Annotated in this window: 11 protein-coding genes; all 11 read left to right on the top strand. The window is 62.1% G+C overall.

All coding sequences use genetic code 11. The annotated features are described in order from the left end of the window. The first annotated feature begins 1 nt into the window (after window position 1). The 11 genes from hemW (at window position 2) to ACTNDJ_RS05740 (ending at window position 11,453) form a co-directional block, all read left to right on the top strand. Window positions 2-1,234 carry a radical SAM family heme chaperone HemW gene (hemW, locus tag ACTNDJ_RS05790; RefSeq protein WP_441063830.1) on the top strand — a complete coding sequence of 411 codons (1,233 nt, stop codon included), beginning with the start codon at window positions 2-4 and terminating at the stop codon, window positions 1,232-1,234. Window positions 1,235-1,292: 58 nt separating this feature from the next. Then, window positions 1,293-2,396 carry a DnaJ domain-containing protein gene (locus tag ACTNDJ_RS05785; RefSeq protein WP_427747934.1) on the top strand — a complete coding sequence of 368 codons (1,104 nt, stop codon included), beginning with the start codon at window positions 1,293-1,295 and terminating at the stop codon, window positions 2,394-2,396. Between the two features lie 81 nt (window positions 2,397-2,477). After that, window positions 2,478-3,626, top strand: coding sequence for a molecular chaperone DnaJ (gene dnaJ, locus ACTNDJ_RS05780; protein WP_441063832.1), 1,149 nt, complete (start codon window positions 2,478-2,480; stop codon window positions 3,624-3,626). 9 nt (window positions 3,627-3,635) lie between these two features. Continuing rightward, on the top strand, window positions 3,636-4,928 hold the full coding sequence (locus tag ACTNDJ_RS05775; protein WP_441083434.1) for a MiaB/RimO family radical SAM methylthiotransferase: 1,293 nt from the start codon (window positions 3,636-3,638) through the stop codon (window positions 4,926-4,928). Then, window positions 4,909-5,895 (top strand): PhoH family protein, encoded by a 987-nt coding sequence (locus ACTNDJ_RS05770; RefSeq protein WP_441063835.1) that lies wholly within the window; start codon window positions 4,909-4,911, stop codon window positions 5,893-5,895. The genes ACTNDJ_RS05775 and ACTNDJ_RS05770 overlap by 20 nt, the downstream gene beginning before the upstream one ends. After that, a complete protein-coding gene (gene ybeY, locus ACTNDJ_RS05765; protein ID WP_441083433.1) occupies window positions 5,892-6,401 on the top strand; it encodes an rRNA maturation RNase YbeY in 510 nt (169 codons plus the stop codon). Before ACTNDJ_RS05770 ends, ybeY begins: the two co-directional genes overlap by 4 nt. Before the next feature lie 9 nt (window positions 6,402-6,410). Continuing rightward, window positions 6,411-6,788, top strand: coding sequence for a diacylglycerol kinase family protein (locus ACTNDJ_RS05760; protein ID WP_427726826.1), 378 nt, complete (start codon window positions 6,411-6,413; stop codon window positions 6,786-6,788). A gap of 12 nt (window positions 6,789-6,800) precedes the next feature. After that, window positions 6,801-7,874 carry a GTPase Era gene (era, locus tag ACTNDJ_RS05755; RefSeq protein WP_441083432.1) on the top strand — a complete coding sequence of 358 codons (1,074 nt, stop codon included), beginning with the start codon at window positions 6,801-6,803 and terminating at the stop codon, window positions 7,872-7,874. A 15-nt stretch (window positions 7,875-7,889) separates the two neighbouring features. Beyond that, on the top strand, window positions 7,890-8,639 hold the full coding sequence (gene recO, locus ACTNDJ_RS05750; protein WP_154516310.1) for a DNA repair protein RecO: 750 nt from the start codon (window positions 7,890-7,892) through the stop codon (window positions 8,637-8,639). A gap of 138 nt (window positions 8,640-8,777) precedes the next feature. Further along, on the top strand, window positions 8,778-9,056 hold the full coding sequence (rpsO, locus tag ACTNDJ_RS05745; RefSeq protein WP_154516313.1) for a 30S ribosomal protein S15: 279 nt from the start codon (window positions 8,778-8,780) through the stop codon (window positions 9,054-9,056). A 150-nt stretch (window positions 9,057-9,206) separates the two neighbouring features. Then, window positions 9,207-11,453 carry a polyribonucleotide nucleotidyltransferase gene (locus tag ACTNDJ_RS05740; RefSeq protein WP_441015482.1) on the top strand — a complete coding sequence of 749 codons (2,247 nt, stop codon included), beginning with the start codon at window positions 9,207-9,209 and terminating at the stop codon, window positions 11,451-11,453. The last annotated feature ends 491 nt before the right edge of the window (window positions 11,454-11,944 follow it).

The raw sequence follows: 11,944 nt of genomic DNA, 5'->3' as shown, positions 1-11,944 counted from the left end.
GGTGGCCGTTACCGCGCTGTACGTGCATGTGCCGTTTTGCGCTCAAAAGTGTCGGTACTGCGACTTTGACTCACGCAGTTTTGCTCCGTGCGACCTGAGCGCTGCGCTCGATGCCTATTTTGTGCAGCTGTATGCGCGCCTTGATGCCTTTGGAGACACCGGGGCGCTTGCACAGGTCCGCACCGTCTATGTTGGCGGCGGCACACCGTCGCTGGCGGGAGAGCGTCTGGTGGAGCTTGCCCGGCGTATTTGCATGTGGTGCAAGCCCGTTGAGTTTACCTGCGAGGCTAATCCTGAGTCGCTGACCGCCGAGCTTGCCGCTGCGCTTGCCAAGGTTGGTGTCACGCGCGTCTCTCTGGGCGTGCAAACGCTCGATAATGCCGAACTTACCGCCATCGGCCGTATTCACGATGCCGATCGGGCGCTCGCTGCCATCACGACGGTTAAGGACGCTGGGCTCGATGTGTCGTGCGACCTTATGTGCGGCCTTCCCGGGCAGACCGCAGCGAGTTGGAAGCGCACGCTCGATGGCGTGTTGGCAGCGCTGCCGCAACATGTGTCGGTGTACCCTCTCACGCTCGAGGAAGGCACGCCGCTCTACCGCATGGCGTTCTACGACGAGTCGCTCGAGCCCGACGAGGATTTTCAGGCTGCGTGCATGGAAGCGGCGCGCGAGCGTCTGGGCGCGGCCGGCTATCACCCGTATGAGGTGGCAAGCTATGCACTCGACGGACATGAGTGCTCGCATAACATTGCCTATTGGACCGGACGGGGCTATCTGGGCCTGGGTCGCTCTGCCGCGGGCATGCTCGACGCCGAGGATTTCGATCGCTTGGCCGGGCTTTATCCCGGCGTGTCCGCTCGCGGCGATGCGTATCGCGTGCGTCTGGTGCAACGCGACGATGCCGCGACGACGTTTGATGCCGAGTATCTGTCGCAGCGCGAGGCGGCGGCGGAGGATTTGATGCTCGCCTGTCGCATGACGCGTGGCATTGGGCCCGACCTGTTGGTTCGCTCGGCAAGCGTGATTCCTGCAGGCGAGCTGGCGGCGTCCTGTGACCGTGCGCTCGAGTTGGGCCTTGCCACCTGGGTACCCGATGATGTCGAGGGGCATGCGGGGCGCATCACCTCAAAAGATGTTGTAGCAGGTCGCGCCCGCGCCCGTTTAGCGCCCACCCACTTGGGCTGGCTCGATGGAAATATGCTGTTCGAGCTGTTTTGGGGTCTAGCTTAGGCCGCTCGGGTAGAATTACCGCAATATATACGCTGCTGTGAGCAGGAGGTTGCCGCGCATGGCGACGATGAACGAAAAAGATTACTACGAGATCTTGGGTGTCTCCAAGGACGCCACCTCGCGTGATATACAGAAGGCCTTTCAGCAAAAGGCCCGCAAGCTCCATCCGGACGTCAACAAAGAGCCGGATGCCGAGGAAAAGTTTAAAGAGGTTTCCGAGGCCTATGCCGTGCTTTCGGACGAGCAGAAGCGTGCGCGCTATGATGCCATGCGCTCGGGCAATCCCTTCGCCGGCGCTCCTTCTGCTTCGCCCTATGGCGGCGGCTACGCCGGCAGCGCAGGCTATGGCAATCCCTTTGAGGGCGGCTTTCCCTTTGGTGGCGCCTGGGGCCAGCAGCGTCGCAGCCAGGCTGCCTATAATCCCGAGAACGGCGCCAACGTGGTCGTCGATATTAAGCTCGACGCCAAGGAGGCCAAGGGCGGTGCCCGCAAGACCGTCCGCTATACGCGCTTCGATACCTGTGGTCATTGCGGAGGCTCGGGTTCTGTCTCGTCCGAGCATGCACATACCTGTCCGAGCTGCGGCGGTCGCGGCCACATCGACGTCGACCTGTCCTTCCTGTTTGGTGCCGGCACGTTCCAGTCGGTCTGCCCCGAGTGCGGCGGTTCCGGTAAGGTCGTCGCCGACCCCTGCCCCGATTGCGGTGGCAGCGGGCGGACCCGTGTGACCTCCGAGCAGACGATTGAGTTTCCTGCCGGCACGCATGATGGCGACGAGATCCATATTGACGGCATGGGTCACGCCGGCACCAACGGTGCCTCGGGCGGCGATTTGGTCGGGCGCGCCCATGTCGAGGCCGAACGCCTGGAGGGCAAGGCTCGTACCGGTTTTTACCTGATGGGCATCGTGGCGCCTTTTTTGGTGCTGTCGGCCATCTCGGGCGTGTTCTCGGCCTTTGCCATGATGTGCTTTGTTCCGTTTGCCATGGGCTTGTTCATGGTGCTCTCGGACGGCGTGCTTCACCGCAGCCTGCTGTGGTGGAAGCGCGGCGCGATGCAGTTTGCCAACGGTTTTGCCAACGGATTTATGTTTGCTCTCGTGTCGGTTTGGTTTGCGAGCTGCTCGCAACGTGCCATGCTTTCGCCCTACGCAATGCAATAACATCAAACCCTTTGTTTGCGGTCGGCCCAGCTTGGGTATAGGACGCACTGTGACAATAATGAAAGTCGGAAGGATTCGGTCGTGTCGGAAAATAGGGATTACTACGAGGTACTTGGCGTCGACAAGGATGCCGACGCGCGGACGATTAAGCGCGCGTTTCTAAAGAAGGCCCGTATCGTACACCCGGACGTTTCGGACGACCCCGATGCCGAGGCCAAGTTCAAAGAGCTCAACGAGGCATATTCCGTTCTTTCCGACGAGCAGAAGCGTGCAAACTACGATCGCTACGGTTCGCCCGACGGCCCCGGTGGCTCCGGCTATGTCGACATTAACGATATCTTTGGCGGCATGGGCATGGACGACCTCTTTTCGTCGTTCTTTGGCGGCGGCGCCGGCGGTGGCGCCCGAAATCGCCGCGAGCGTCGTCGCGGCCGCGATATGGCCATCTCCCTTTCGGTGACCCTTGAGGAGGCGGCGCTCGGTTGCAAAAAGACGATCAGCTATGACCGCCTTGCCCCCTGTGATGATTGCAATGGCACCGGTAGGGCGGAGGGTGCGGCCGAAAAGCAGTGCAGCCGTTGCCACGGCACGGGCTATGTCACGACGGTCCAGCGCTCGTTCCTGGGTCAGGTTCAGTCCTCTTCGCCCTGCCCCGACTGCCATGGCGAAGGCACGGTCATCGACCATCCCTGCGAGACCTGCGACGGTCAGGGCCGCACGCCTTCGCATGAAAAGATCGACATCGATATCCCTGCCGGCGTCTCGACCGGTCGCCAGCTGCGCGTGAGCGGCTTTGGCGAGGCAGGCCTTCGTGGTGAGCCCTCGGGCGACCTGATCGTCAACGTGCGCGTCGCCGATCACGAGCGTTTTAAACGCAACGGCGACGACCTGTACCTCGTGAGCGATATCTCGATTGCGCAGGCTGCGCTCGGCTGCGAGATTAAGGTTGAGGGCATTTTGCCCGACGAGGTCGTCAAGGTGTGCGTCCCCGCCGGTACGCAGTACGGCGACACCGTGAGTGTCAACAACTACGGTATGCCCCGTATCGGCGGTGGCGGCTCGCGTGGACGCTTGATCGTTCAGCTGCGCGTGCTCGTCCCTTCGAACCTTTCCGCCAAGCAGCGCGAGCTGCTCGAGGCTTTCGCCGCCGAGTCGGGCGACGATGTCGCTTCCGGCAAGAAATCGGTGACCGATCGCATTAAGAGCGCTCTCGACGACATCCTCGATTAAGGAGCCCGCGTGCTCGCACCTCATATCTCTGTTGTCAACCTCGGCTGCCGTGTCAACCGGGTTGAGTCCGACCGTATCACTGCCGATCTTATGCGCCTGGGTTTTGCAATGGTGGAGCCTCAGGATGCGGAGCTTATCGTCATTAACACCTGTGCCGTTACGGGCGAGGCCGAGGCCAAGACCCGTAAGGCCGTCCGCCATGCGCTGGCTCATCCAAAAGAGCCCTATGTGGTCGTGACCGGGTGCGTTGTCAATTTGCACCCCGAGGAGCTTCTGGATCTTTCGGACCGCGTGATCGCGGAGCCGTCTAAGATCGATGTCGCCAAACGCGTCTGCGAGGTGCTGGGCGTTGAGTCCGATAGCGTGGCCGCCTGTAGCGACGGCGACGTGGTCGACGCGCTCGGTCGCTCGCGTCTGGGTGTGAAGATCCAGGACGGCTGCAACCATCGTTGCACCTATTGCATTGTGTGGAAGGCCCGCGGCCCCGAGCGCTCCGTGCCGGTCGAGTCTGTGCTCGAACAAGTTCGTGAGGCTCAGGAGGCCGGCGTGCCCGAGGTGGTGCTGACGGGCGTGAACCTGGGCGCCTACGATGGCAAGAGTGCGACCGACGAACACGTCGAGATCGATGAGCTGCTCGAGGCCATCATGGAGCGTACGTCTATTCCGCATGTGCGCATTTCCTCGGTCGAGCCCATGGATATCTCCGAGCCCCTGCTTAAAGTCATGGCGCGCTATCCGCAGCGTATCGCCCCGTTTTTGCACCTGCCCGTGCAGTCTGGCTGCACGGCGACCCTGCATCGTATGGGCCGTCCCTATAGCGCCGAGGCCTTTGAGGAGACGGTGCGCATGATCCGCGCCAACTTGCCTCAGGCGTCCCTTTCGTGCGACGTCATCGTCGGTTTTCCCGGCGAGACGGACGAGGAATTTGAGGAGTCGCTGGCGTTGTGCCGTCGCGTGGGCTTTTCGCGCATGCATGTCTTCCGCTATAGCAAGCGTCCCGGTACCCTTGCTGCCGACATGCCCGACCAGGTGCCGCCCGAGGTTATGGCTGAGCGCAGCCGTCGTATGCGAGCCGCGGCGCAGGAACTCGCCATTGTCGACGCCCGCCGTCGCGTGGGCACCGTCGAGCGCGCCGTGCTCGAGTATGGCGACAACCTGACGCTCGGTTCGTTCCATCATGCCCGTCTTGACGATACCTGCGGACTCACAGCCCCGTGCCTGCTCGATGTTGCTATCATCGGAGTCGATGATTCCGGCTTGGTCCATGCACGCAGGGAGGTTCATGGAAGCCTCGAAGATTAGACTTACCGTTCCCGATGGAATTGATCCCTCGCGCGTTTTGGGTGCCGGCGACGGCGTCCTTCGTGCGCTCGAGAGCTTGGTTCGCGCCCGCGTGGTCGCCCGTGGCGACCGTATCGCCGTGTGCGGTGACCCGGACGAGGTCGAGCTCGTGGCGCGCTTTTTCGAGCATGCTTTTCGCGAGGTTGCCGCCGGTCGGACGCTGTCTGTCGACGATGTCTCTCGCTGCCTGGCCGTCTTGCGCGACGGTGAGTACGGGGCTACGTCGCTTCGCGATGATGTGCTGCTTTCGTATCGCGGTCGTGCCATTCGCCCCAAGACGCTCGGTCAAAAGCGCTATGTGGATGCCATCCGCTCGCATACCATCACGTTTGGCTTGGGTCCTGCCGGTACCGGTAAGACCTATCTGGCCATGGCGCTTGCCGTTGCCGCGCTCAAGCGTCACGAGGTGGGCCGTCTGATCTTGACGCGTCCGGTTGTCGAGGCGGGGGAGAACTTGGGCTTTTTGCCCGGTACCCTCGAGGAAAAGATCGATCCCTACATGCGTCCGCTCTACGACGCCCTTTTTGACATGATGGATCGCGAGCGCACCGATGAGCTTATGGAGCGTGGCGTGATCGAGATCGCCCCGCTTGCCTACATGCGCGGTCGTACGCTGAGCGATGCCTTCGTGGTGCTCGACGAGGCTCAAAATACCACGCCCGAGCAGATGAAGATGTTCCTGACGCGCCTGGGCTTTAACTCCAAGTTTGTGATTACCGGTGACCTGAGCCAGCGTGACTTGGTAGGTCGTCGCGGCGGTCTTGCCGACGTTGAGCAGATTTTGGGTCGTGTCGACGATGTCGCGTTTTCGCACCTCGAGCGTGCCGACGTGGTGCGTCACGCCTTGGTGGGGCGAATCGTCGAGGCATATGATGCTTATGATGACGTGCGCGAGAAACGCGTGCGCGACCGAAAGGAGTCCCGTTGAGTGTATTGATCAGCAACGATGCCGAGCTCGATACGCTGCTTGACGCGCAGGAGGTAGAGCACATCTGTGAGGTCGTGCTTGCTGCCGAGGGCGTTGAGCGAAAAGTCGAGATTTCCCTTTCGTATGTCGATGAGGATGAGATGCGCGAGCTCAACCACGAGTGGCGCGGTATCGACCGTACCACCGATGTCCTCTCGTTTGAATGCGACTCGGCCTTTGACGAGGATATCCCAGCCGACGAGACGCTCGAGCTCGGCGATATCATCTTGGCCCCGCAGGTCATTGCCCGTCAGGCCCCCGGCTTTGGCAATAGCCCTGCCGATGAGTGCCGCCTGATGCTCGTGCATGGCATGTTGCATTTACTGGGCTACGATCATATCGAGGACGACGAGGCCGAGGTCATGGAGGCCCGCGAGGACGCCATCCTGCGCGATCTGGCGCTCGAGCGCGGCGAGGACCCCAAGCTGGTTCACGTCGGCCCCATCACCAACCATGCCCACGACTAGGAGCCGTCTATGATTCCCGGATCGAACAAGGACCATCCGTCCTTTTTAAAGTCGTTCTCCTACGCCATGGAGGGCTTCGTTACCGCCGTCAAGACCGAGCGTAACATTAAGGTCATGCTCGTGGCGGGTGTGTGTACTGTCATTGCCGGCTGCATCGTGGGGCTCGACATTGCCGAGTGGGCTACGATTATCATTTGCTGCGGCCTGGTGATTCACGGCGAGCTGTGCAACACCGCCATGGAGGCGATTGTCGATTTGGCGACCCAGGAGTTCCATCCGCTGGCAAAGCGTGCAAAGGATATCGCCGCCGCCTCCGTATACGTTCTTTCCATCACCGCCGCGATTGTGGGCTTGTTGGTATTTGCCCACGCGCTCGGCTTTATTTAGAAAGGGATCTTCATGTCCGACAATATGCAGCCTATCGATGAAACGCTGGACGACGAGCCCCTGGATGCTGTGGATGCCGAAGCGACTGAGGCTTGCGAGGTCGAGGAGTTCGACCCGTTTGAGGGCATGAGTGACGAGGAGCTCGACGCCCTGTGCGACGAGGACGACAGCCTCGCGGGCTTTGGCGACGTTGAGCCCGGTTTCCGCAGCGGCTTCGTGGCCCTGGTCGGCCGCCCCAACGCCGGTAAGTCCACGCTGCTCAACGCCTGCTATGGCAAAAAGGTCGCCATCACCTCGCCGGTGGCCCAGACGACCCGCCGTCGCATGCGCGCCGTCGTCAATCGCCCTGGCTACCAGCTGGTTTTTGTCGATACCCCGGGTATTCACAAGCCCAAGGACGGCCTGGGGTCCGAGCTCAACAAGAGCGCGCTGTTCGAGCTGAACGATGTCGATGTCGTCGCGTTTTTGATTGATGCCACCAAACCGATCGGCAGGGGAGACGCCTGGGTTGCCGAGCGCGTCAGATGCGCCCGTTCCAAGAAGGTCCTGGTGCTCACCAAGGCCGATGAGGCCGACCCCGCACAGGTCATGGAGCAGCTTAAGGCCGCCCACGAGTTCATGGAATATGACGATGAGATCGTGACGTCGTCGGTCAAGAACTTTAACGTCGATGCCTTCATCGAGACCGTTGCGCACTTTTTGCCCGAGGGCCCGCGTTGGTTCCCCGAGGACATGGGTACCGACGCTTCCGACGAGACGCTCGTTGCCGAGTTTGTGCGCGAGAAGGTCTTGCGCCGCACCCGTGATGAGATTCCGCACTCCGTTGGCGTAATCTGCGATGCGCTCGAGCAGACCAAGAAGGTGCTGCGCGTGCATGCCACCATTTACGTTGAGCGCGAGGGCCAAAAGGGCATCATCATCGGTAAGGGCGGCGAGATGATCAAGCATATCGGCATCGACGCCCGTCGCGATCTTGAGCGCATCTTTGGCACGCAGGTCTTTTTGGAGCTGGATGTGAAGGTAAAGGCCGGCTGGCGTGACGACGAGGCCCAGATTCGCCGTTTTGGCTACAACGCCGAGGACTAAGGGCGCGCGGCGCTCATGGCAGGCTCACGGACATATCGCACAAAGGTACTCGTCCTCGATAAGACCAAGCTCAAGGAGACCGATCTGATCTTGACGATGCTCGATGAGCGGGGTCGGCAGGTCCGTGCCGTGGCAAAGGGCGCGCGCAAACCCGGCGGGCGCCTGGCGGCGCGCTGTGAGCTGTTCTGTACCGTTGATATGCTGCTCGCGCACGGACGGTCGCTTGACGTGGTTTCCCAGGCCGAGCTTATGGAGGCGCCGCTCGGCGCCGCGCCCGATTACGAGACGACCTGCGCCGCAAGCGCGATCGCCGAGGTCGCGCGCGTGTGCTCGTTCGAGGACGCCGAGGACCCGTTTACCTTTGCCATTACGCAGCGAGCACTTGCCCTGGTGGGCAGCAGGCTCGATACGGCACATATGGATCTGCTTGTGGCGGCATATGTCTTTAAGCTGTTGTCGCACGTTGGCTATCGACCCGATTTTTCGGCCTGCGTACTGTGCGGAGACCCCATGCTGTCGTATTTTTCGCCCCAGGCGGGCGGGCTCATGTGCGGGTCGTGCGCGTCGAGCGTTCCGGGTGCCGAGCTGGTGTCGACCGGCGAGGTCGCATGGCTGCGCGCCCTCATGTCCATGACCTTCGATGCGCTCATGGCCGAGAGGGTCGATCCCCATACTGCCGCCTTTTTGCTGGGGCTTTCGCATGTTTGGGCTGCGACGCACACCGATCAGCGTCTTCGCGCGATGGAATTCATGTTGGGTCGGTGATGATGGGCAGACGCGGTCCGCTTGTGGTAACATACCGACCTGTTGGTACCTCGACCTTGGATGCTCGCTCCACCGGCGGCTTCCCAGTCCGAGGCGAATAGAGTCGCCCGCGGGCGACGCGAAACGAAAGGTGAAACAATGACTGTTTCCAAAGAGCGCAAGGCGGAGCTGACTGCCCAGTTCGGTAACACCCCGGTCGACACCGGCAACCCCAAGGTTCAGGTCGCCATCCTGACCGAGCGCATCAAGGAGCTGACCGAGCACATGAAGTCCCACCAGAAGGACTTCCACACCCGTCGTGGTCTGCTCATGCTCGTCGGTCGCCGTCGTCGTCTTCTCTCCTACATCAAGAAGAACGACGTCGTCGAGTATCGTGAGCTCATCAAGGCTCTGGGCATCCGCGACAACATCCAGTAAGGATTTGTACATGCTAAGAGCGTCCTGCGCAGCGGGGCGCTCTTTTTGTGTAAGGGCGTGAACAATCACGCTCTGAAGCGTGGCGGGGGCAGGGGGCCCGCGTCACATGAGAAGCCCGCAGGCAAGGGGCCTGCGGGGTAAAGGAGAACAATGACACTCGTATCCAAGACCTTTGAGCTGTACGGCAAGACCTACACCTTTGAGTCGGGCGAACTTGCCAAGCAGGCCACCGGCGCCTGTCTGGTCAAGCAGGGCGACACCACGATGCTCGACACCGTGGTCGTCTCCAAGGAGCGCAAGAACTACGACTTCTTTCCGCTGACCGTCGACTTCAACGAGAAGATGTACGCTGCCGGCCGCATCCCGGGTGGCTACCTCAAGCGTGAGGGCCGTCCCAGCGAGAAGGCCACGCTCACGGCCCGCATGATCGACCGTCCTATTCGCCCGAGCTTCCCGGACGGCTTCCGCAACGAGGTGCACATCGTCGCCACCTCGCTCGTCGCCGACCAGGTCAACCCCTTCGACGTCATCAACGTCATGGGTGCCTCCCTGGCCATGACGCTCGGCGGCGTGCCCTTCGAGGGCCCGCTTGCGTGCGTGCGCATCGGCCGCAACGTGGAGACCGGCGAGTTTATCGTCAACCCCACCTATGAGGAGCGCGAGAACTCCGATCTGGACCTGGAGCTGGGCGGCTCTGCCGACTTCATCTCGATGGTCGAGGCCGGCGCCGATGAGATCTCCGAGGACGATATGCTCGCCGCCATGAAGTTTGGCCAGGAGGCCCTCGCTGCCTTCTGCCAGGCTCAGGACGAGTTCGTTGCCGAGTGGGAGCAGGTCAACGGCGCTATCGTCAAGAAGGAGTACCCGCTCGACCAGCCTGTCGAGGAGGTCCAGGAGCGCATCTTCGCCCACTACGACGAGATGGCAGCCGCCCTTCGCGACGCCGACAAGCTATCCCGTATCGGCAAGGTCGAGGCTCTGAAGGAGTCCATCCGTGCCGAGTTCACCGAGGAGGAGCAGGCCGCTTGGGAGCGCGAGATCCCCGTGGCACTCAAGAAGCTCGAGAAGAAGGCCATGCGCACCATGGTCGTCGAGACCGGTGAGCGCGTCGACGGCCGTGCCGCCGATGAGATTCGCCCCATTATGGTGAAGGACAACTACCTGCCGCTCGTTCATGGCTCCGGCCTGTTCCAGCGCGGCCAGACCCAGGTGCTCTCCGTCCTGTCGCTCGGCATGCTCAACGAGGGCCAGCGTCTGGATACCATCGAGCCCACCGAGGGCAAGCGCTACATGCACCACTACAACTTCCCGCCGTTCTGCACCGGCGAGACCGGCCGCATGGGTAGCCCCAAGCGCCGCGAGATCGGCCACGGCAACCTGGCCGAGCGCGCCCTGCTTCCGGTGCTCCCCGACGAGAACGAGTTCCCCTACGCCATCCGCGTGGTCTCCGAGGTCATGGAGTCCAACGGCTCCTCTTCGATGGCTTCGACCTGCGGCTCCACGCTCGCCCTCATGGACGGCGGCGTGCCCATTAAGCGCCCGGTCTCCGGTATCGCCATGGGTCTGATCCAGGAGGAGGGCAAGACCGTGGTCCTGTCCGACATCCAGGGTCTCGAGGACTTCCTGGGCGATATGGACTTTAAGGTCACCGGCACCACCGAGGGCATTACCGCTCTGCAGATGGACAACAAGGCCACCGGCCTTACCTTTGACATCCTGGCCCGCGCCCTGCAGCAGGCCAAGGAGGGTCGCGCCTTCATCCTGCAGAAGATGCTCGATGTGATCCCCGAGCCGCGCCACACCACGCGCAGCACCGCTCCGCGCATCGTCTCCATCCAGGTTCCGACCGACAAGATCCGCGACGTCATCGGTTCCGGCGGTAAGGTCATCCGCGGCATCCAAGACGAGACCGGTGCTTTGGTCGACATCCAGGAGGACGGCACCGTCTTTGTCGGCGGCACCGGCGAGTCCGTCGACCAGGCTGTCGAGCGCATCAAGCTCATCATCAAGGTTCCCGAGCCGGGCGAGGAGTACACCGGTCGCGTGGTCTCCATCCAGCCCTTTGGCGCCTTTGTCAACCTGCTGCCCGGTAAGGACGGCCTGCTGCACATTTCCCGCGTCGCCAAGGGCCGCGTGGAGAAGGTCGAGGACGTCCTCAACGTGGGCGACGAGGTTAAGGTTGTCGTCATCGAGGTTGACGATCGCGGCAAGATCTCGCTCGATCGTCTGGATAAGCCCGAGGCTCCGGCTCGTGCCGAGGGTGCCCCCGAGGGCGATGGCGAGCACTTCCAGCGCCGTGAGCGTCCGCGCCGCGAGCGCTCCGAGCGCAGCGACCGTCCGCGCCGTCCCGGTGACAACGGAGGCCGCAAGCCCCGCCGTCACCACGACGCCGAGTAACAGCCGTACATAAGCAGCTCAACAAGGGCGACTCCGGACAGGGGTCGCCCTTTTACTATTCCCGGCGGGGTCCGCGGGTAAAGTTTCCTGCTCTACAGTCCTGCTCGCACGGAGAGCACATTAAGTGCTCTCCGGCTCGTGCGGAACTCGCGATAAACTTTACCCGCGGCCCCCGCCGGGAATAGCAAAAGGGCTGGTGGGTGCGGGTTTCGATTTTGTCAGATAGTCTATTCAGTTATCTGAATTCAGATCTTTAGATAATCGCATGTGCGGCATTACCCCAGATAAAACCGACCAAAATAAACCTGTCCCTTTTTGGCAGGTCTGGGGGGATCGGGGGGGGGGGGGGCGGGGGGGGGGGGGTGTGTGTTTCGTTTCGTCGCCCACCCAACCAATACACTACATCAATTTTTTCGTGGCTTCCAGCCGCACTCCCCCCAACCCCCCCCCCCCCCCCCCCCCCCGCCCCCCCCCCCCCGGCCCCCCAGACC

The organism is Collinsella sp. HCP3S3_D1, assembly GCF_052064015.1.
GTDB lineage: Bacteria > Actinomycetota > Coriobacteriia > Coriobacteriales > Coriobacteriaceae > Collinsella.
The sequence above is the reverse complement of the archived record's forward strand: the minus strand, read 5'-3'. Positions and strand labels throughout refer to the sequence as shown.